At 60.3% G+C, this 17,824-nt stretch carries 23 protein-coding genes; 13 read left to right on the plus strand and 10 right to left on the minus strand.

Annotation, left to right across the window (positions count from 1 at the left end; translation table 11 throughout):
• Positions 1 to 145: 145 nt before the first annotated feature.
• Positions 146 to 580, minus strand: a complete 435-nt coding sequence (locus tag PS14A_RS23720) for a TM2 domain-containing protein (protein WP_016772734.1) — start codon at positions 578 to 580, stop codon at positions 146 to 148.
• A gap of 248 nt (positions 581 to 828) precedes the next feature.
• Here PS14A_RS23720 and PS14A_RS23725 point away from each other — a divergent pair, with 248 nt between their 5' ends.
• Positions 829 to 1,446 (plus strand): C40 family peptidase, encoded by a 618-nt coding sequence (locus PS14A_RS23725; RefSeq protein WP_024014657.1) that lies wholly within the window; start codon positions 829 to 831, stop codon positions 1,444 to 1,446.
• Positions 1,447 to 1,540: 94 nt separating this feature from the next.
• Here PS14A_RS23725 and PS14A_RS23730 read toward each other — a convergent pair whose 3' ends face one another.
• Positions 1,541 to 2,575, minus strand: a complete 1,035-nt coding sequence (locus tag PS14A_RS23730; RefSeq protein ID WP_016772732.1) for a type IV pilus twitching motility protein PilT — start codon at positions 2,573 to 2,575, stop codon at positions 1,541 to 1,543.
• Between the two features lie 56 nt (positions 2,576 to 2,631).
• Here PS14A_RS23730 and PS14A_RS23735 point away from each other — a divergent pair, with 56 nt between their 5' ends.
• The 10 genes from PS14A_RS23735 to PS14A_RS23780 all read left to right on the plus strand — a co-directional run bounded on the left by PS14A_RS23735 (position 2,632) and on the right by PS14A_RS23780 (position 10,024).
• A complete protein-coding gene (locus PS14A_RS23735) occupies positions 2,632 to 3,318 on the plus strand; it encodes a YggS family pyridoxal phosphate-dependent enzyme (RefSeq protein ID WP_212617353.1) in 687 nt (228 codons plus the stop codon).
• A 23-nt stretch (positions 3,319 to 3,341) separates the two neighbouring features.
• A complete protein-coding gene (gene proC, locus PS14A_RS23740; RefSeq protein WP_212617354.1) occupies positions 3,342 to 4,160 on the plus strand; it encodes a pyrroline-5-carboxylate reductase in 819 nt (272 codons plus the stop codon).
• A gap of 10 nt (positions 4,161 to 4,170) precedes the next feature.
• Positions 4,171 to 4,761, plus strand: coding sequence for a YggT family protein (locus tag PS14A_RS23745; protein WP_016772729.1), 591 nt, complete (start codon positions 4,171 to 4,173; stop codon positions 4,759 to 4,761).
• A 205-nt stretch (positions 4,762 to 4,966) separates the two neighbouring features.
• On the plus strand, positions 4,967 to 6,106 hold the full coding sequence (locus PS14A_RS23750; protein ID WP_212617355.1) for a homoserine O-acetyltransferase: 1,140 nt from the start codon (positions 4,967 to 4,969) through the stop codon (positions 6,104 to 6,106).
• A 7-nt stretch (positions 6,107 to 6,113) separates the two neighbouring features.
• Positions 6,114 to 6,734: a methionine biosynthesis protein MetW gene (gene metW / locus PS14A_RS23755; protein WP_212617356.1), complete on the plus strand. Its 621-nt coding sequence runs from the start codon at positions 6,114 to 6,116 to the stop codon at positions 6,732 to 6,734.
• Between the two features lie 26 nt (positions 6,735 to 6,760).
• Positions 6,761 to 7,195 carry a DUF4426 domain-containing protein gene (locus PS14A_RS23760; protein ID WP_016772726.1) on the plus strand — a complete coding sequence of 145 codons (435 nt, stop codon included), beginning with the start codon at positions 6,761 to 6,763 and terminating at the stop codon, positions 7,193 to 7,195.
• The gene (rdgB, locus tag PS14A_RS23765; protein ID WP_024014661.1) at positions 7,192 to 7,788 is read left to right on the plus strand and encodes an RdgB/HAM1 family non-canonical purine NTP pyrophosphatase; all 597 of its coding nucleotides are present in this window, start codon (positions 7,192 to 7,194) and stop codon (positions 7,786 to 7,788) included. Before PS14A_RS23760 ends, rdgB begins: the two co-directional genes overlap by 4 nt.
• A complete protein-coding gene (hemW, locus tag PS14A_RS23770) occupies positions 7,785 to 8,990 on the plus strand; it encodes a radical SAM family heme chaperone HemW (protein WP_136493113.1) in 1,206 nt (401 codons plus the stop codon). Before rdgB ends, hemW begins: the two co-directional genes overlap by 4 nt.
• A gap of 22 nt (positions 8,991 to 9,012) precedes the next feature.
• On the plus strand, positions 9,013 to 9,336 hold the full coding sequence (locus PS14A_RS23775) for a DUF3392 domain-containing protein (RefSeq protein ID WP_008083808.1): 324 nt from the start codon (positions 9,013 to 9,015) through the stop codon (positions 9,334 to 9,336).
• Positions 9,337 to 9,475: 139 nt separating this feature from the next.
• Entirely contained in the window at positions 9,476 to 10,024 is a 549-nt protein-coding gene (locus PS14A_RS23780; RefSeq protein ID WP_212617357.1) for an RNA 2'-phosphotransferase, read from the plus strand.
• A 129-nt stretch (positions 10,025 to 10,153) separates the two neighbouring features.
• Here the strand turns inward: PS14A_RS23780 and trmB are convergent, their stop codons facing one another.
• The 4 genes from trmB to PS14A_RS23800 all read right to left on the minus strand — a co-directional run bounded on the left by trmB (position 10,154) and on the right by PS14A_RS23800 (position 12,396).
• Complete coding sequence (trmB, locus tag PS14A_RS23785; RefSeq protein ID WP_024014663.1) at positions 10,154 to 10,879, minus strand: tRNA (guanosine(46)-N7)-methyltransferase TrmB; 726 nt, start codon at positions 10,877 to 10,879, stop codon at positions 10,154 to 10,156.
• 9 nt (positions 10,880 to 10,888) lie between these two features.
• Entirely contained in the window at positions 10,889 to 11,683 is a 795-nt protein-coding gene (locus PS14A_RS23790) for a thiazole synthase (protein WP_007964131.1), read from the minus strand.
• Between the two features lie 60 nt (positions 11,684 to 11,743).
• Positions 11,744 to 11,944, minus strand: coding sequence for a sulfur carrier protein ThiS (gene thiS / locus PS14A_RS23795; protein WP_161984075.1), 201 nt, complete (start codon positions 11,942 to 11,944; stop codon positions 11,744 to 11,746).
• A 71-nt stretch (positions 11,945 to 12,015) separates the two neighbouring features.
• The gene (locus tag PS14A_RS23800) at positions 12,016 to 12,396 is read right to left on the minus strand and encodes a DUF423 domain-containing protein (protein ID WP_212617358.1); all 381 of its coding nucleotides are present in this window, start codon (positions 12,394 to 12,396) and stop codon (positions 12,016 to 12,018) included.
• A gap of 74 nt (positions 12,397 to 12,470) precedes the next feature.
• Here PS14A_RS23800 and mtgA point away from each other — a divergent pair, with 74 nt between their 5' ends.
• Positions 12,471 to 13,193 carry a monofunctional biosynthetic peptidoglycan transglycosylase gene (gene mtgA, locus PS14A_RS23805; protein ID WP_024014666.1) on the plus strand — a complete coding sequence of 241 codons (723 nt, stop codon included), beginning with the start codon at positions 12,471 to 12,473 and terminating at the stop codon, positions 13,191 to 13,193.
• Between the two features lie 179 nt (positions 13,194 to 13,372).
• Here mtgA and rpoH read toward each other — a convergent pair whose 3' ends face one another.
• The 4 genes from rpoH to ftsY form a co-directional block, all read right to left on the minus strand.
• Positions 13,373 to 14,227, minus strand: coding sequence for an RNA polymerase sigma factor RpoH (gene rpoH / locus PS14A_RS23810; protein WP_016772717.1), 855 nt, complete (start codon positions 14,225 to 14,227; stop codon positions 13,373 to 13,375).
• A 116-nt stretch (positions 14,228 to 14,343) separates the two neighbouring features.
• On the minus strand, positions 14,344 to 15,369 hold the full coding sequence (gene ftsX / locus PS14A_RS23815) for a permease-like cell division protein FtsX (protein ID WP_053124717.1): 1,026 nt from the start codon (positions 15,367 to 15,369) through the stop codon (positions 14,344 to 14,346).
• Entirely contained in the window at positions 15,366 to 16,037 is a 672-nt protein-coding gene (gene ftsE, locus PS14A_RS23820) for a cell division ATP-binding protein FtsE (RefSeq protein WP_016772715.1), read from the minus strand. The genes ftsX and ftsE overlap by 4 nt, the downstream gene beginning before the upstream one ends.
• Positions 16,034 to 17,518 (minus strand): signal recognition particle-docking protein FtsY, encoded by a 1,485-nt coding sequence (gene ftsY / locus PS14A_RS23825; protein WP_212617359.1) that lies wholly within the window; start codon positions 17,516 to 17,518, stop codon positions 16,034 to 16,036. Before ftsY ends, ftsE begins: the two co-directional genes overlap by 4 nt.
• On the opposite strand from ftsY, the gene PS14A_RS23830 reads away from it, so the two are divergent.
• Positions 17,517 to 17,786 (plus strand): hypothetical protein, encoded by a 270-nt coding sequence (locus tag PS14A_RS23830; protein WP_212617360.1) that lies wholly within the window; start codon positions 17,517 to 17,519, stop codon positions 17,784 to 17,786. The genes ftsY and PS14A_RS23830 overlap by 2 nt on opposite strands.
• Positions 17,787 to 17,824 lie beyond the last annotated feature (38 nt).

Consider the following 17,824-nt stretch of genomic DNA (forward strand, 5'->3'; position numbering starts at 1 on the left):
CTGAGGGAGATTGTGGCGAGGGGATTTATCCCCGTTCGGCTGCGTAGCAGTCGCGAAGCCATTGCACGCGGTGGAACAAATCCACCGCGTTCTCGGATTCAGGACCGCTTCGCGGCCCAACGGGGATAAATCCCCTCGCCACTACTTACTGGAAGGCGCCGCGATTCTGCGCGTTGCGCACCGACACCTGATCGTTCAGGGTCCAGAAGTCATACAGCACGCCAATAAAGAACAACCCGCCGGTCAGCAGATACAGCAGGCCGCTGATCCATTTGCCCTGATACATCCGGTGCACGCCGAACACACCGAGGAAAGTCAGCAGAATCCACGCGACGTTGTACTCGATCGGCCCGGCGGCAAAGCGCAGGTCGGCCTCGCGATCCATCGCCGGGATCAGAAACAGGTCGATCAGCCAGCCAATCCCCAGCAAACCGAAGGTGAAGAACCAGATCGTCCCGGTCACCGGCTTGCCGTAATAAAAGCGGTGCGCGCCGGTGAATCCGAAAATCCACAGCAGGTAGCCGATGACTTTACTGTGAGTGTCTTTTTCTTTCACGCGGGGGAGCTGATAGCTGTTCATTAAGACCTCATTGCACTCGATAGATAAATATTCTTCATTTCTTTGTGACTTTTTTACAGGTGGCCGACGTATGGCAAATGTTACCGTTGCTAGCGCGAAACCCTTGTAAAACCTGACTTCTGTCGGACAATTGCGTACTTTTTGAGCGTTTTTGGTTCCATAGCCAGCCGAATGAATCGATGAACGGCCTCGGAACGGTAAAAAAAGCTGTTATAAAGTTGCGCGCTATCACTTATGAGCCACGCCTAATGCGACCATTTTTCAAGACATGGCTGACTATTTGCCTATTAATGCCACTGGCCGCCCACGCCACCAATCGTGAGCAACGTCTTCCCAACGTCAACGGCTTCACCCCTAAATCCCATGCTTCGGCTCCATCGAGCAAAAGCAGCAAGAGCAAGACCACCACGCTGAGCAGCAAGAGCCGCAGCAAGCTGGTGCCACCGATGGCGAGCAAGGAAAGCAGCAATGTGCTGAGCCGTGCGGTAAACGTCCTCGGTACACCTTATCGTTGGGGCGGCAGCAGCCCAAGTAAAGGCTTCGATTGCAGCGGTCTGGTGAAATATGCGTTCAACGACGCTACGTTCGACCTGCCACGCACCTCCAACGCCATGGCCAGCGGTCACGGCGAGAAAGTCGAGCGCAAGGATCTGAAGCCGGGCGATCTGATTTTCTTCAACATCAAGAGCCGTCGGGTCAACCACGTTGCCATCTACCTGGGCAACGACCGCTTCATCCACGCCCCGCGCCGTGGCAAAGCGGTGAGCATCGACACGCTGAACAAGCCGTACTGGGAAAAGCATTACGTCGTGGCCAAGCGCGTATTGCCGAAAGAGCAACAGCAGCTGCGTGTAGTGCAGCGTTAAATATCAAAAGATCGCAGCCTTCGGCAGCTCCTACATTGGGATCAGCGTTTCCCTGTAGGAGCTGCCGAAGGCTGCGATCTTTTGCTTTTGGTGGTTAAAAATTATCCGGCGTACGCGCTTTCTCGCGAGCATGCTCCCGGCTGATCAAGCCCTTGGTCACCAGATCCTTCAGGCACATATCGAGTGTCTGCATCCCCAACGACCCACCGGTCTGAATCGCTGAATACATCTGCGCCACCTTGTCCTCGCGAATGAGGTTACGAATCGCCGACGTCCCGAGCATGATTTCATGCGCCGCCACCCGCCCGCCGCCGATCTTCTTGATCAACGTCTGCGACACCACCGCCAGCAACGACTCCGACAGCATCGAACGGACCATCGACTTCTCGTCGCCGGGAAACACGTCGACCACGCGGTCGATGGTCTTCGCCGCCGAGGTCGTGTGCAGGGTGCCGAATACCAGATGCCCGGTCTCGGCGGCGGTCAGCGCCAGGCGAATGGTTTCCAGATCACGCATCTCGCCAACCAGAATCACGTCCGGGTCTTCACGCAGGGCCGAGCGCAGTGCGGTGGCGAAGCTGCGGGTATCGCGATGAACTTCGCGCTGATTGATCAGGCATTTGCGCGATTCATGGACGAACTCGATGGGGTCTTCGATGGTGAGAATGTGGTGATGGCGATGGGTGTTGAGGTAATCGATCATCGCCGCCAGCGTGGTCGACTTGCCGGAGCCGGTCGGCCCGGTGACCAGGACCAGCCCGCGCGGCGCATCGGTGATCTTGCGGAAAACATCGCCCATGGCGAGGTCTTCCATGCTCAGCACTTTCGACGGAATGGTGCGGAACACCGCGCCGGCACCACGATTCTGGTTAAAGGCGTTGACCCGAAAGCGCGCCACGCCGGGTACATCGAAGGAAAAATCCGTTTCCAGATTTTTCTCGAATTCGATGCGCTGGGTGTCGTTCATGATGTCGTAGATCAGATCGTGCACTTGCTTGTGATCCAGCGCCGGCAGATTGATCCGTCGCACGTCGCCATCGACGCGAATCATCGGCGGCAGGCCGGCCGACAGGTGCAGGTCGGAAGCGCCCTGTTTGGCGCTGAAGGCCAGCAGTTCAGTGATATCCATAGCGTCCCTCAATTCCAGTAGAATGCCGCGAACCTACAGACCGCCGGCGCCTCTTGATGTCCACGATAGCAGACAACATCGCCCTCGTTAGTTCACGCATTCAGGCCGCGACAGCCGCTGCCGGACGAACTGAAAACAGCGTCCAGCTACTCGCCGTGAGCAAAACCAAACCCGCCCAGGCCCTGCGGGAAGCCTATGCGGCGGGCCTGCGCGACTTCGGCGAAAACTACTTGCAGGAAGCCTTGGGCAAACAGCTGGAGCTGGCCGACCTGCCCTTGATCTGGCACTTCATCGGCCCCATTCAATCGAACAAGACTCGCGCGATTGCCGAGCATTTCGACTGGGTGCACTCCGTGGATCGCCTGAAAATTGCCCAACGCCTGTCCGAGCAGCGCCCGGCCGAACTGCCACCACTGAACATCTGCATCCAGGTCAATGTCAGCGGCGAAGCGAGCAAATCCGGTTGCACGCCAACCGATCTGCCAGCGCTGGCCAAGGCTATCAGCGCTTTGCCCCGGCTGAAATTGCGTGGCCTGATGGCGATTCCCGAGCCGACCGAGGAGCGCGCCGAACAGGACGCTGCCTTCGCCGCCGTACAGGCACTGCAGGCGAGCCTCGCTCTGCCGCTCGACACACTGTCCATGGGCATGAGCCACGACCTCGAGTCGGCCATCGCCCAAGGTGCCACCTGGGTGCGGATCGGTACCGCGCTGTTTGGCGCCAGAGATTATTCCCAGTCTTGAACGTTTCCAGATAAGGACCACACATGAGCAACACACGTATTGCGTTTATCGGTGCGGGCAACATGGCGGCCAGTCTGATTGGCGGCTTGCGCGCCAAAGGTCTGGAAGCGGCGCAGATCCGCGCCAGCGATCCGGGCGAAGACACCCGTGCCAAGGTCAGCGCCGAACACGGCATCGAAACATTCGCTGACAACGCCCAGGCCATCGACGGCGTCGATGTCATCGTCCTGGCGGTCAAGCCACAGGCGATGAAAGCCGTGTGCGAGGCAATCCGCCCGAGCCTCAAGCCTAATCAACTGGTGGTGTCGATCGCCGCTGGCATCACCTGCGCGAGCATGACCGCGTGGCTCGGCGAACAGCCGATCGTGCGCTGCATGCCCAATACTCCAGCGCTGCTGCGTCAGGGTGTCAGCGGTCTGTACGCGACCAGCGAAGTGAGCGCCGAGCAGCGCCAGCAAGCCGAAGAGCTGCTGTCCGCCGTCGGCATCGCCCTGTGGCTGGAAGAAGAACAGCAACTGGACGCAGTCACCGCAGTGTCCGGCTCCGGCCCGGCGTATTTTTTCCTGCTGATCGAAGCGATGACCGCCGCCGGCGTCAAACTGGGCCTGCCGAAAGCAATCGCGGAGCAACTGACCGTGCAGACCGCCTTGGGCGCCGCGCACATGGCAGTGTCTAGCGATGTCGACGCCGCCGAACTGCGTCGCCGCGTGACCTCGCCAAATGGCACCACGGAAGCGGCGATCAAATCATTCCAGGCTGGCGGCTTCGAAGCGCTGGTTGAAACCGCACTCGGCGCCGCCGCGCACCGCTCGGCCGAAATGGCCGAACAACTGGGCAAATAAGGAGCCTTACATGATCGGATTGAACACCGCAGCGGTTTACGTGCTGCAAACCCTCGGCAGCCTGTACCTGCTGATCGTGCTGCTGCGCTTCGTCCTGCAACTGGTGCGGGCGAACTTCTACAACCCGCTGTGCCAGTTCGTAGTCAAGGCCACCCAGCCGCTGCTCAAGCCTTTGCGCCGGATCATCCCGAGCCTGTTCGGCCTCGACATGTCGTCGCTGGTGCTGGCGATTCTGGTGCAACTGCTGCTGATGGCGCTGACCCTGCTGCTGACCTACGGCACCACCGGAAACCCGCTGCAACTGGTGATCTGGTCGCTGATCGGCGTCACCGCGCTGTTCCTGAAGATCTTCTTCTTCGCCCTGATCATCAGCGTGATCCTGTCGTGGGTTGCACCGGGTAGCCACAATCCGGGCGCCGAATTGGTCAACCAGATCTGTGAGCCGGCGCTGGCACCGTTCCGTCGTTTCCTGCCGAACCTCGGCGGCTTGGACCTGTCGCCGATCTTCGCCTTCCTTGCACTGAAATTGATCGACATGCTGGTGATCAACAATCTGGCGGCGATGACGATGATGCCGGAGATTCTGCGTTTGCTGATGTAACCGAGTGCGTTCGGTCTGACTGACCGAGTCGCCTTTTTCGCGAGCAGGCTCGCTCCCACATTGGAATGCATTTCAACTGTGGGAGCGAGCCTGCTCGCGAATGGCTGCACCTCGATTCGAAGCGAAAACGCCGGACCTGATCGTTGCTTGCCGCTAACCCCCCCGGTCTTTAGACTTACGCCTCATTTCAACGAGAGCAGGGTCGATGCCAACTGCCTTTCCCGCCGATTCTGTTGGTCTGGTAACGCCGCAAACCGCGCATTTCAGCGAACCGCTGGCGCTGGCCTGTGGGCGTTCGCTGGCCGCCTATGACCTCATCTACGAAACCTACGGCACGCTGAACGCCCAGGCGAGCAACGCCGTGCTGATCTGCCACGCCTTGTCCGGCCACCACCATGCTGCCGGCTATCACAGCGTCGACGACCGCAAGCCCGGTTGGTGGGACAGCTGCATCGGTCCCGGCAAGCCGATCGACACCAACAAGTTCTTCGTGGTCAGCCTGAACAACCTCGGCGGCTGCAACGGCTCCACCGGCCCGAGCAGTATCAACCCGGAGACCGGCAAGCCGTTCGGCGCCGACTTCCCGGTGCTCACCGTGGAAGACTGGGTGCACAGCCAGGCGCGTCTGGCTGACCTGCTCGGCATCCGCCAGTGGGCAGCGGTGATCGGCGGCAGCCTCGGCGGCATGCAGGCCCTGCAATGGACCATCACCTACCCGGATCGCGTACGTCACTGCCTGGCGATCGCCTCGGCGCCTAAATTGTCGGCGCAGAACATCGCCTTCAACGAAGTCGCGCGCCAGGCGATCCTCACCGATCCGGAATTCCACGGTGGTTCGTTCCAGGAAGCGGGCGTGATCCCCAAGCGCGGGCTGATGCTCGCGCGCATGGTCGGGCACATCACCTATCTGTCCGATGATTCAATGGGTGAGAAATTCGGCCGTGGCCTGAAGAGCGAAAAGCTCAACTACGACTTCCACAGTGTCGAGTTCCAGGTCGAAAGCTACCTGCGTTATCAGGGCGAAGAGTTCTCCGGGCGCTTCGATGCCAACACTTATCTGTTGATGACCAAAGCGCTGGACTACTTCGATCCGGCGGCGAACTTCGACGATGATCTGGCGAAAACCTTCGAAAACGCCACGGCCAAGTTCTGCGTGATGTCGTTCACCACCGACTGGCGCTTTTCTCCTGCGCGTTCGCGAGAACTGGTGGATGCGCTGATGGCCGCGCGCAAGGACGTCAGTTATCTGGAAATTGACGCACCGCAGGGCCACGACGCCTTTCTGATTCCGATCCCGCGTTACTTGCAGGCGTTCGGCAATTACATGAACCGCATTTCGTTGTGAGAAAGCCATGAGAGCTGATCTGGAAATCATCCAGGAATGGATCCCCGCCGGCAGCCGCGTCCTCGACCTCGGTTGCGGTGACGGCGAGCTGCTGACCTGGCTGCGCGACAACAAGAATGTCACCGGTTATGGCCTGGAAAACGACGCCGACAACATCGCCGAGTGCGTGGCCAAGGGCATCAACGTCATCGAGCAGGATCTGGACAAAGGCCTGGGCAATTTTGCCAGCAACAGTTTCGACATCGTCGTCATGACCCAGGCCCTGCAAGCGGTGCATTACCCGGACAAGATCCTCGACGAAATGCTCCGGGTCGGCCGGCAGTGCATCATCACCTTCCCCAACTTCGGCCACTGGCGCTGCCGCTGGTATCTGGCGAGCAAGGGCCGCATGCCGGTCTCGGAATTCCTGCCCTACACCTGGTACAACACGCCGAACATCCACTTCTGCACCTTCGAGGATTTCGAAGAACTGTGCCGCGAACGTTATGCGAAGGTCATTGATCGGCTTGCCGTGGATCAACAGCACCGGCACGGGTGGGCCAGTAAGCTATGGCCTAATCTGTTAGGTGAAATCGGTATCTACCGCGTCAGCAGTCCGCAGTTGGCGGACCACCGAGTCGCGGTCTGAGCCTGGGCATTCGAAGGAGCACGAACATGAGTCGTCTAGCGTTGCTGTTACTCACCGCCTGCCTGAGCGCCAGCGCCATGGCGGCGGACGTCATCAAAGGTGAACGCAAGGAAACCTTCGGCGACATCACGGTGCACTACAACACTTTCAACTCGACGTTCCTGCAACCGGACATCGCCAAGGCTGCCGAGCTGATCCGCAGCAAGAACCAGGGCGTGATCAACGTCTCGGTGGTCAAGGACGGCAAACCGGTGATCGCCAGCGTCACCGGCACGATCAAGGACCTGACCAGCAACAGCGTGGCGCTGAAATTCCGCCAGGTCACCGAACAGGGCGCGATCTACTACATCGCCCAGTACCCGGTGCCGCAGCAGGAAACCCGCACCTTTGAAATCAAGGTGCAGAACGGCGACAAGATCAACACCATCAATTTCAACCAAGAACTCTTTCCCGGCGAATGATGAACATCAAGCAGCTCGTACTGGCCAGCCATAACGCCGGCAAACTCAAAGAACTCCAGGCCATGCTCGGCGACTCGGTGCAACTGCGCTCGATTGGCGAATGGAGCAAGGTCGAGCCGGAAGAAACCGGCCTGTCGTTCGTCGAGAACGCGATCCTCAAGGCCCGCAATGCCGCGCGCATTTCCGGGCTGCCGGCACTGGCCGACGATTCCGGGCTGGCAGTGGACTTCCTCGGCGGCGCACCGGGCATCTATTCGGCGCGTTACGCCGACGGCCAGGGCGATGCGGCGAACAACGCCAAACTGCTCGATGCGCTGAAGGACGTGCCGCAAGCAGAGCGCGGCGCGCAGTTCGTCTGCGTGCTGGCACTGGTGCGCCACGCCGATGATCCGCTGCCGATCCTCTGCGAAGGCCTGTGGCACGGGCGCATCCTCACCGCTGCCAGCGGCGAGCACGGCTTCGGTTATGACCCACTGTTCTGGGTGCCGGAGCGCGACTGCTCCAGCGCCGAGCTGAGCCCGGCCGACAAGAACCAGATCAGCCACCGCGCCCGTGCAATGGATCTGCTGCGCCAGCGTCTGGGCTTGAAATGACCACTGATTCTTCCGCGTCGTCGCTGATCATCGGCGGCGCCGCGTCCTCGCCTCGGGCACCGCTGCCAACCCTGCCGCCCCTGGCGCTGTACATCCACATCCCGTGGTGTGTGCGCAAATGCCCCTATTGCGATTTCAACTCGCACACCGCCAGCCCGGTGCTGCCGGAGCAGGAATACGTCGACGCGCTGCTGGCCGATCTCGATCAGGATCTGCATGCGGTGTATGGCCGTGAGCTGACTTCGATTTTCTTCGGTGGCGGGACGCCGAGCCTGTTCAGCGCCGAAGCCCTCGGCCGTTTGTTGCAGGGCGTCGAACAACGCATCCCGTTCGCCGCCGACATCGAAATCACCCTTGAGGCCAATCCTGGCACTTTCGAGCAAGAGAAGTTTGTTGCTTATCGCAAGCTGGGGATCAATCGCCTGTCGATCGGTATCCAGAGTTTCCAGCAGGAAAAACTCGAAGCCCTCGGCCGCATTCACAACGGTGACGAAGCCGTGCGTGCCGCAGGCATGGCGCGGCAGGCCGGGTTCGATAACTTCAACCTCGACTTGATGCACGGTTTGCCCGATCAATCGCTGGACGATGCCCTGAGCGATCTGCGCCAGGCCATCGCGTTGAAGCCGACGCACATTTCCTGGTATCAACTGACGCTGGAGCCGAACACGGTGTTCTGGAATCAGCCGCCAGTGCTGCCGGAAGACGACACGCTGTGGGACATTCAGGAAGCCGGCCAGGCGCTGCTGGCCGAGCACGGTTACGCGCAATACGAAGTGTCGGCGTACGCCCAGGCCGGGCGACCAGCGCGGCACAACCTCAATTACTGGAGTTTTGGCGACTTCATCGGCATCGGCGCCGGCGCCCATGGCAAGCTGAGTCACCCGGACGGGCGCATCGTGCGCACATGGAAAACCCGCCTGCCGAAGGACTATTTGAACCCGGCGAAGAGCTTTCAGGCTGGCGAGAAATCGCTGAGCAATGACGAGATGCCCTTCGAGTTCCTGATGAACGCCCTGCGCCTGACTGCCGGGGTCGAATCGCGCCTATATCCGGAACGCACCGGCCTGTCGCTGGAGACCCTCGCCGAAGGCCGCCGCGAGGCCGAACAAAGCGGCCTGTTGCAGGTCGAACCGTCACGCCTGGCGGCGACCGAACGCGGCCAGCTGTTCCTCAACGACTTGCTGCAACAATTTCTGAACTGACTTCAGCTCAAAGGGAAAACGCATGGATTTGATACTCGACCTGCTGGCCACCGTCTCCCGCTGGAGCCGCAGCAATCTCTCGGAAATCGCCCTGGCGCTGGTCGGTTGCCTGCTGGTGCTGTTCGGCGCTGACTTCAAAGGCTGGGTCGAACAACGGCTGGGCAGCATCGCCGGCGCCCTGCGCGTGCCTTTGATGGCCCTGCTCTGCCTGATAGGCAGCGGCGCCGCGCTGATCTACGCCACGCCATGGGTGATCAAAGGCCTGAGCCAGTTCAACAACTACAGCCTGGCGCCGGTGCTGCTGGTGGTACTGGTGCTGATCGGCGTCGTCGCCGACCGCCGCTGACACCGCAAACACCCCGAAACGAAATGTGGGAGCGAGCCTGCTCGCGAAGGCGTCATGACATCCAACATCATCGTTGATTGTCAGACCGCTTTCGCGAGCAGGCTCGCTCCCACAGTTGATCGCAATGAAAGGGAAGTTCATGAGTAAAAAACTACTGGATGAGACGAGCAAATTTCTCAGCTTCGTGTTGCGTCACGAGCCTCAAGCGATCGGACTGAATCTGAATTCGGAAGGCTGGGCAAATATCGATGCACTGATCAGCGGCGCGGCGCGTGATGGCAGACATTTAAGTCGTGAGCTGATTGAAAACGTCGTGACCAGCAGTGACAAGAAGCGTTTTACGATTTCCGCTGATGGCCACTGTATACGCGCTGTTCAAGGCCACTCGGCGAAAAGCGTTGATCTGCAATTCGAGCAGAAACAGCCACCGCAAACGCTCTACCACGGAACAGCGACGCGTTTTCTCGACTCGATCCACGAACAAGGCTTGATTCCAGGACAACGCCATCAGGTGCATCTGTCCGATGAGATCGCCACCGCGTCGGCCGTGGGTCAACGCTACGGAACGCCAGTCGTTCTGAAGGTTGCCGCGAAGCAGATGGAAGAACAGGGCTTCAAGTTCTATCAGGCCGAAAATGGCGTCTGGTTGACAGAGCAGGTGCCCGCTCGATTTCTTGCCCCCCTGTAATCTCCTCATACACAAAACAATTGTGGGAGCGAGCCTGCTCGCGAAGGCGTCTTAACATCCAACATCATCGTTGATAGTCAGACCGCTTTCGCGAGTAGGCTCGCTCCCACAGTTTTTGTTGCGTGTTACTTAAGCGATCTTTTCGAACTTCAGATCCCACACGCCATGGCCAAGGCGTTCGCCGCGGCGTTCGAACTTGGTGATCGGGCGTTCGGCCGGGCGCGGGACGCATTTGCCGTCTTCGGCGAGGTTGCGGTAGCCCGGGGCGACGTTCATCACTTCCAGCATGTACTCGGCGTACGGTTCCCAGTCGGTGGCCATGTGCAGAATGCCGCCGACCTTCAACTTGCTGCGCACCAGTTCAGCGAACGAGGCCTGGACGATGCGGCGCTTGTGGTGGCGGCTCTTGTGCCACGGATCCGGGAAGAACAGCATCAGGCGATCGAGGCTGTTGTCGGCGATGCAGCGGTTGAGCACTTCGATCGCGTCGCAATCGTAGACCCGCAGGTTGGTCAGCCCTTGGGTCAGCACGCCATTGAGCAGCGCGCCGACACCCGGACGGTGCACTTCAACACCGATGAAATCCTGCTCTGGAGCAGCAGCGGCCATTTCCAGCAGCGAGTGGCCCATGCCGAAACCGATTTCCAGCGAGCGCGGTGCCGAGCGGCCGAACACCTGGTCGTAATCGACCGGCGCATCGGCCAGCGGCAGCACGTACAGCGGCGCGCCCTGGTCCAGTCCGCGTTGCTGGCCTTCGGTCATGCGCCCGGCGCGCATCACGAAACTCTTGATGCGGCGGTGTTGGCGCTCGTCGCCTTCGTCCGGCTGGACAGGCGTGTCGTTCGATTCAGTCATCAATGGCTCTTACTTGATCAGACCATCCAGCGGCGAAGAGGCGCTGGCATAGAGTTTTTTCGGCATGCGGCCGGCGAGGTACGCCAGGCGACCGGCGACGATGGCGTGCTGCATGGCTTGCGCCATCATGACCGGTTGCTGGGCGTGGGCGATGGCCGAGTTCATCAGTACGGCGTCGCAACCCAGCTCCATCGCGATGGTCGCGTCGGAAGCGGTACCGACACCGGCATCCACCAGCACCGGGATCTTGGCTTCTTCGAGGATGATCTGCAGGTTGTACGGATTGCAGATGCCCAGACCGGAGCCGATCAGACCGGCCAGCGGCATGACGGCGATGCAGCCGATTTCGGCCAACTGGCGAGCAATGATCGGGTCATCGCTGGTGTAAACCATCACGTCGAAGCCTTCCTTGACCAGCGTTTCGGCGGCCTTGAGGGTTTCGATCACGTTGGGGAACAGGGTTTTCTGGTCGGCCAGCACTTCCAGCTTCACCAAGTTGTGGCCGTCGAGCAGCTCACGCGCCAGGCGGCAGGTGCGCACGGCTTCGATGGCATCGTAGCAACCGGCAGTGTTCGGCAGGAAAGTGTAGCGATCCGGCGACAGCACTTCGAGCAGGTTCGGCTCGCCTTCGATCTGGCCCAGGTTGGTGCGGCGAACGGCGAAGGTGACGATCTCGGCACCCGAGGCTTCGATGGCCTGGCGGGTTTCTTCCATGTCACGGTACTTGCCGGTACCGACCAGCAAACGCGACTGGTAAGTACGACCGGCCAGCACAAAAGGCTTGTCGCTACGAACGATGCTCATGGGATATCCTCTTTAGGGGTGAGGGTCTTGCAGAATTCTGTGCCCTCGCGGGCCGGGCGATCAGCCGCCACCGATGGCGTGCACCACTTCGACGTTGTCGCCGTCGTTTAATGTGGTATCGGCATGCTGGCTGCGCGGGACGATGTCCAGATTGAGCTCTACCGCCACACGGCGCCCGGTCAGCTCCAGACGAGTGATCAGGCCCGCAACGGTTTCACCGTCGGGCAATTCAAAGGACTCACCGTTCAACTGAATGCGCATGCACAACGCCGCCATCATTTTTAGGGGCTGGCATTCTAGCCCGATCATGACCTAAAGGTCAGTACCAAGCGTCAAGCGGTTAGCTGCAAGCGCCAGGCAGCGAGGCCGAGGCAAACCCAACCGATGAGAAACGCGAGGCCACCAAACGGGGTAATGATGCCGAGCTTGCTGATGTCGGTCATGGTCAGCAGATACAGGCTGCCGGAGAACAACACAATGCCGACGGTGAAGGACAGGCCGGCGCAAGTAATCAGGCGCCCCTGAATCTGCGTGGCCAGCAGCGCAACGCCGAACAGCGCGAGTGTGTGCACCAGTTGGTAGGTGACGCCGGTGTGGAAAATCGTCAGGTATTCCGGCGTCAGACGGTTTTTCAGGCCGTGGGCGGCAAACGCACCGAGCGCAACACCGGTGAATCCGAAAAAAGCGGCCAGCATCAAAAAGCCACGCAGCATGGGGAACTCCAGTCAGACGCCATCGGCAGGGTCTGTATAATGGCCCGCTCCACGGGTTCGGCCAAGCCATCTCTATGCTGCGTTCAATTTTCCGTCGTCTCACGAAGGCTCTGCTCTGGTTCGCCGGCGGCAGCGTCTTGCTGGTGCTGGTGTTCCGCTTCGTGCCACCGCCGGGTACGGCGTTGATGGTCGAGCGCAAGGTCGAATCCTGGGTCGACGGCGAGCCGATTGATCTGCAGCGCACCTGGAAACCGTGGGACCAGATCTCCGATGACCTGAAAGTGGCGGTAATTGCTGGCGAAGACCAGAAATTCCCCGAGCACTGGGGCTTCGATCTGCGCGCGATTCAGGCCGCTCTGGCCCACAACGAACTGGGCGGTTCGATTCGCGGCGCCAGCACCTTGAGCCAGCAGGTGTCGAAAAACCTCTTTCTCTGGTCGGGCCGCAGTTATCTGCGCAAAGGTCTGGAAGCGTGGTTTACCGCACTGATCGAGGTGTTCTGGCCCAAGCAGCGGATTCTTGAGGTGTACCTGAACAGCGTCGAGTGGGATGACGGCGTGTTTGGCGCTGAAGCCGCGGCCCGCCACCACTTTGGCGTGAGTGCGAAGTCATTGTCGCGTCAGCAGGCGAGTTATCTGGCGGCGGTACTGCCCAATCCACGGGTGTGGAGCGCGAGTCATCCGACCGGTTATGTATCGCGCCGGGCTGGGTGGATTCGGCAGCAGATGAGTCAGTTGGGCGGGGACAGTTACTTGCTCGGGCTGAATGATTCGCGGCGGGCGCCTTGGGCTGAATAACACCGAAATACCAATGTGGGAGCGAGCCTGCTCGCGAAAGCGGTGTGTCAGCCTGTGTTGATGTCACTGATAAACCGCATTCGCGAGCAGGCTCGCTCCCACAGGGATTTGTGTTGAAACAGAAATGAAAACGCCCCGATCATCGCTGATCGGGGCTTTTTTTATTGCTGATGCGCCGGTTACGCGGCGATCGACAACTTGAGCTTGTTCATCGCGCTCTTTTCGAGCTGACGGATTCGCTCGGCCGACACGTTGTACTTCTGCGCCAGGTCGTGCAGCGTGGCTTTTTCTTCCGCCAGCCAGCGCTGGTAGAGGATGTCACGGCTGCGTTCGTCCAGCACTTCCAGTGCTTCGTGCAGGTTGGTGTTGGAGTTGTCGCTCCAGTCGGCATCTTCCAGTTGACGCGCCGGGTCGTACCGGTGGTCTTCCAGGTAGTTGGCCGGCGACTGGAAAGCACTGTCGTCGTCGGCTTCGGCAGCCGGGTCGAAGGCCATGTCATGGCCGGTCAGGCGACTTTCCATCTCGCGCACTTCACGTGGTTCGACGCCAAGGCTTTCCGCCACACGGTGGACTTCCTCGTTGTTCAGCCACGCCAGGCGCTTCTTCTGACTGCGCAGGTTGAAGAACAGCTTGCGCTGGGCCTTGGTGGTCGCGACTTTCACAATGCGCCAGTTGCGCAGGATGAACTCGTGAATTTCCGCCTTGATCCAGTGCACAGCGAACGACACCAGACGCACACCCATTTCCGGGTTGAAGCGCTTGACGGCCTTCATCAGGCCGACGTTGCCTTCCTGGATCAGGTCAGCCTGGGCCAGACCGTAGCCGGAATAGCTACGGGCAATGTGTACGACAAAACGCAGGTGGGCGAGCACCATCTGCCGAGCCGCCCCCAAATCCTGCTCATAGTAGAGACTCTCGGCCAGTTCACGCTCCTGCTCCGGCGTCAGCAATGGAATGCTGTTGACGGTGTGCACATAGGCTTCCAGGTTCGCACCCGGAACCAGCGCATACGCAGGTTGCAAAGAATTGGTCATACGAAAAAACCTCCCACTTACATACTCGTGCCTCTCGGCACTGCGAAAAATTGACCGGGAACTCAGGTACAAGTTCCCATAAAAACCGCAAGGTCAATCACGCGCAAAAAAAGATTCTACTTCGGCGCCAGCTCCCTGAGATGACGTGCGACTGCAATCCATGCACCGATATAACCCAACAGCACCGCGCCAAGCAAGAGCGACAGACCGTCGGCCACTGGCACACCGGCCAGGGCGAAATCACTGCCGTACAAGCCGGCCAATCCAACCACCGCATCGTTCAGCCAGTTCAGGCCGAACGCCAATACACCCCACGACAACAGCCCTGCACCGAAGCCATACAACGCGCCCATATAAAGGAAAGGACGACGCACATAACTGTCAGTGCCGCCGACGAGTTTAATCACTTCTATCTCGGTGCGGCGGTTTTCAATATGAAGACGAATGGTATTGCCTATCACCAAAAGTAATGCAGACACCAACAACACCGTCAGACCGAAGACAAAGCGATCGCCAAGCTTGAGGATGGCGGCCAGACGCTCGACCCAGACTAGATCAAGTTGCGCCTGTTGTACCTTGGGCAGCTCGGAAAGTTTTTGTCTTAATGCTTCGAGTGTCGGCTTGTCGACTTCGTTCGGTGTGACCAGCACCACACCCGGCAACGGGTTCTCGGGCAGCTCACGCAGGGCTTCGCCCAGGCCGGACTGCTGCTGGAACTCCTCCAGCGCCTGATCGCGGCCGACATATTCGGCATCAGCGACGCCGGGCATGCCTTTGATCTGCTCGCGCAGCGACTCGCCCTGTTCCGGGCTGGCATCGAGTTGCAGGTACAGGGAAATCTGCGCCGCGCGCTGCCAGGAACCGCCAAGACGCTCGACGTTGTTGAGCAACAGCGACAGCCCCATCGGCAGACTCAGCGCAACGGCCATGACCATGCAGGTGAAGAAGCTGCCGATCGGCTGTTTGCCGAGACGGCGCAGGCTGTCGAGCAGACTGGCGCGATGGCTTTCGATCCAGGCGCGAAACAGCGTGGCGAAGTCCGGGCCGTCGTCATCGTCGTGCTTTTTCTTTTTCTGCGGTTGCGGATCGGCGGCCTTCGGGGCCACGCGCTCGGATACCTTCGGACTGCGTGTCGCACTCATACCCCGGCCTCCCCGTCGCCGATCAAGCGGCCGCGTTGCAGGGTCAGCATGCGGTGACGCATGCGCGCGATCAGCGCCAGGTCGTGACTGGCAATCAGCACACTGGTGCCCAAACGGTTGATGTCTTCAAACACACCCATGATTTCAGCGGCCAGACGCGGGTCGAGGTTACCGGTCGGCTCGTCCGCCAGCAGCAAGGCCGGGCGATGGACGATGGCGCGGGCAATGCCGACGCGCTGTTGCTGACCGGTGGACAGGTCGCCCGGGTACAGATCGGATTTGTCCGACAGTGCCACGCGTTCCAGCGCCGAATCGACGCGCTTGGCGATCTCGACCTTGGACAGGCCGAGGATCTGCAGCGGCAAGGCGACGTTGTTGAACACCGTGCGATCGAACAGCAACTGGTGATTCTGGAACACCACGCCGATCTGTCGGCGCAGGAACGGAATCTGCGCATTGCTGATGGTGCTCAGGTCTTGCCCGGCAAGCAGCAGTTTGCCGCTGGTCGGCCGTTCCATCGCCAGCAACAGGCGCAACAGCGTGGATTTACCGGCACCGGAGTGTCCGGTGACAAACAAGAACTCGCCACGACGGACTCGAAAGCTCAGCTCATGCAAGCCGACGTGACCGTTCGGGTAGCGTTTACCGACCTGTTCGAAACGAATCATGAACGCTCCCGCTCGGCAAACAGTGCCTGGACAAAGGGTTCGGCTTCAAAGGTACGCAAATCGTCGATGCCTTCACCGACGCCGATGTAGCGGATCGGCAAGCCGAACTGCTTGGCCAGGGCGAAAATCACCCCGCCCTTGGCGGTGCCGTCGAGCTTGGTCAGGGCCAGGCCGGTCAGTTCGACGGTCTGGTTGAACTGTTTGGCCTGGTTGATGGCGTTCTGGCCAGTACCGGCGTCGAGCACCAGCAGCACTTCGTGCGGCGCGTCAGCGTCGAGCTTGCCGATCACCCGGCGAACCTTTTTCAGCTCTTCCATCAGGTTGTCTTTGGTGTGCAGGCGACCGGCGGTGTCAGCGATCAGCACGTCGATGCCACGGGCCTTGGCCGCTTGCACCGCGTCGAAGATCACCGAAGCCGAATCAGCGCCGGTGTGCTGAGCGATCACCGGAATCTTGTTGCGCTCGCCCCAGACCTGCAATTGTTCTACCGCCGCAGCACGGAAGGTATCGCCGGCGGCGAGCATGACTTTCTTGCCTTCCAGTTGCAGTTTCTTCGCCAGTTTGCCGATGGTGGTGGTTTTGCCGGCGCCGTTGACGCCGACCACCAGAATCACGAACGGCTTGTTCTGCGAGGCTATTTTCAGTGGCTGCTCAACCGGCTTGAGCATCGCAGCCAATTCGGCCTGCAGCGACTTGTACAGCGCATCGGCGTCAGCCAGCTCTTTGCGCGCGACCTTTTGGGTCAGGCGCTGGATGATCTGCGTGGTGGCTTCAACGCCGACGTCGGCGGTCAGCAGACGGGTTTCGAGGTCGTCGAGCAACTCATCGTCGATGGTCTTGCGCCCGAGGAACAGGCTGGCCATGCCTTCGCCGATGCTGGCGCTGGTCTTCGACAGGCCTTGCTTGAGGCGGGCGAAGAAACCGGCTTTGGCTTCCTCAGTGCGCGGGGTTTCGACGGGCGTTTCTACAGGCGCTTCGACCGGCACGATCGGAGCGATAACCGGCGCAGCGGCAAGCGGTGCGGGCTCAGGCTCGGACGGTGGAACAACCGGAGCGGCGGGTTCAGAAATGATCGGCGCTGGCTCGACAACCGGCTCAGGCACAGGCTGCGCAGCCACTTCGGCAACCGGCGCAGGAATCACTGGCGTCACATGCGGCGCCGCTTCTTCAACCAGCGCGACCGGCTCTTCTGCCACCGGCAAGGTCAGCCACGGCTCGGCGGCGGGCGTCAGCGGCAACTCGGGAGCGGCGGGCGCTTCCGGCTCGGCCTCAGCCTCCGGTTGCAGCACCGGCTCGGCGATCGGCAGCACAATCGGCGCCGGCTCTTCTTCTATTACAGGTGCTGGCGCGGGGGCCGGCTCAGGAATCGCGGGCGGCTGTTCGACGACGGGTTCCTGCGGTTTCTTCCGCAGCCATCCGAACAGGCTTTTCTTCTCGCCAGCCGCAGCTGGGCTCTTCTTGTCGTCGTTGGAACCAAACATGGAGGACGGCTATCTCACGGTAGCGACGCGCCAACAGGGCGCCTCGGCAAATAAATATTCGATGCAGAACAGACTGTGTTTCACCCAGCTTGTTCACGCGCAACATTTTGTCGAGGCACCGAAGGCACCTCAAACTTCAATTAACACGAAGGACTGGAGCGGCATCGTCGGCGAAAACGCGCAGTTCAGATGGAAAACTGCTGCTATCCGCGACAAACCCATACAGCCTGACCGGGTATCGAAACCTGATAGGCGTGGCCGCCAGTAAAACGGATCAGTATCCTAGCACCCTCTCGCCCGCCGACG

This window comes from Pseudomonas sp. 14A (assembly GCF_018132745.1).
Classification (GTDB): Bacteria; Pseudomonadota; Gammaproteobacteria; order Pseudomonadales; family Pseudomonadaceae; genus Aquipseudomonas; species Aquipseudomonas mercuritolerans.

What these genes read in the sequence shown, in the direction of transcription:
- PS14A_RS23725 (WP_024014657.1), top strand. Translation starts at nt 829, where the DNA reads ATGCGACCATTTTTCAAGACATGGCTGACTATTTGCCTATTAATGCCA.
- hemW (WP_136493113.1), top strand. Translation starts at nt 7,785, where the DNA reads ATGACCACTGATTCTTCCGCGTCGTCGCTGATCATCGGCGGCGCCGCG.
- ftsE (WP_016772715.1), bottom strand. Translation starts at nt 16,037, where the DNA reads ATGATTCGTTTCGAACAGGTCGGTAAACGCTACCCGAACGGTCACGTC.
- proC (WP_212617354.1), top strand. Translation starts at nt 3,342, where the DNA reads ATGAGCAACACACGTATTGCGTTTATCGGTGCGGGCAACATGGCGGCC.
- rpoH (WP_016772717.1), bottom strand. Translation starts at nt 14,227, where the DNA reads ATGACCAATTCTTTGCAACCTGCGTATGCGCTGGTTCCGGGTGCGAAC.
- PS14A_RS23730 (WP_016772732.1), bottom strand. Translation starts at nt 2,575, where the DNA reads ATGGATATCACTGAACTGCTGGCCTTCAGCGCCAAACAGGGCGCTTCC.
- PS14A_RS23745 (WP_016772729.1), top strand. Translation starts at nt 4,171, where the DNA reads ATGATCGGATTGAACACCGCAGCGGTTTACGTGCTGCAAACCCTCGGC.
- PS14A_RS23800 (WP_212617358.1), bottom strand. Translation starts at nt 12,396, where the DNA reads ATGCTGCGTGGCTTTTTGATGCTGGCCGCTTTTTTCGGATTCACCGGT.
- rdgB (WP_024014661.1), top strand. Translation starts at nt 7,192, where the DNA reads ATGATGAACATCAAGCAGCTCGTACTGGCCAGCCATAACGCCGGCAAA.
- PS14A_RS23735 (WP_212617353.1), top strand. Translation starts at nt 2,632, where the DNA reads ATGTCCACGATAGCAGACAACATCGCCCTCGTTAGTTCACGCATTCAG.
- ftsX (WP_053124717.1), bottom strand. Translation starts at nt 15,369, where the DNA reads ATGAGTGCGACACGCAGTCCGAAGGTATCCGAGCGCGTGGCCCCGAAG.
- PS14A_RS23830 (WP_212617360.1), top strand. Translation starts at nt 17,517, where the DNA reads ATGGAGGACGGCTATCTCACGGTAGCGACGCGCCAACAGGGCGCCTCG.
- PS14A_RS23775 (WP_008083808.1), top strand. Translation starts at nt 9,013, where the DNA reads ATGGATTTGATACTCGACCTGCTGGCCACCGTCTCCCGCTGGAGCCGC.
- PS14A_RS23720 (WP_016772734.1), bottom strand. Translation starts at nt 580, where the DNA reads ATGAACAGCTATCAGCTCCCCCGCGTGAAAGAAAAAGACACTCACAGT.
- mtgA (WP_024014666.1), top strand. Translation starts at nt 12,471, where the DNA reads ATGCTGCGTTCAATTTTCCGTCGTCTCACGAAGGCTCTGCTCTGGTTC.
- PS14A_RS23750 (WP_212617355.1), top strand. Translation starts at nt 4,967, where the DNA reads ATGCCAACTGCCTTTCCCGCCGATTCTGTTGGTCTGGTAACGCCGCAA.
- PS14A_RS23760 (WP_016772726.1), top strand. Translation starts at nt 6,761, where the DNA reads ATGAGTCGTCTAGCGTTGCTGTTACTCACCGCCTGCCTGAGCGCCAGC.
- thiS (WP_161984075.1), bottom strand. Translation starts at nt 11,944, where the DNA reads ATGCGCATTCAGTTGAACGGTGAGTCCTTTGAATTGCCCGACGGTGAA.
- PS14A_RS23780 (WP_212617357.1), top strand. Translation starts at nt 9,476, where the DNA reads ATGAGTAAAAAACTACTGGATGAGACGAGCAAATTTCTCAGCTTCGTG.
- PS14A_RS23790 (WP_007964131.1), bottom strand. Translation starts at nt 11,683, where the DNA reads ATGAGCATCGTTCGTAGCGACAAGCCTTTTGTGCTGGCCGGTCGTACT.
- metW (WP_212617356.1), top strand. Translation starts at nt 6,114, where the DNA reads ATGAGAGCTGATCTGGAAATCATCCAGGAATGGATCCCCGCCGGCAGC.
- trmB (WP_024014663.1), bottom strand. Translation starts at nt 10,879, where the DNA reads ATGACTGAATCGAACGACACGCCTGTCCAGCCGGACGAAGGCGACGAG.
- ftsY (WP_212617359.1), bottom strand. Translation starts at nt 17,518, where the DNA reads ATGTTTGGTTCCAACGACGACAAGAAGAGCCCAGCTGCGGCTGGCGAG.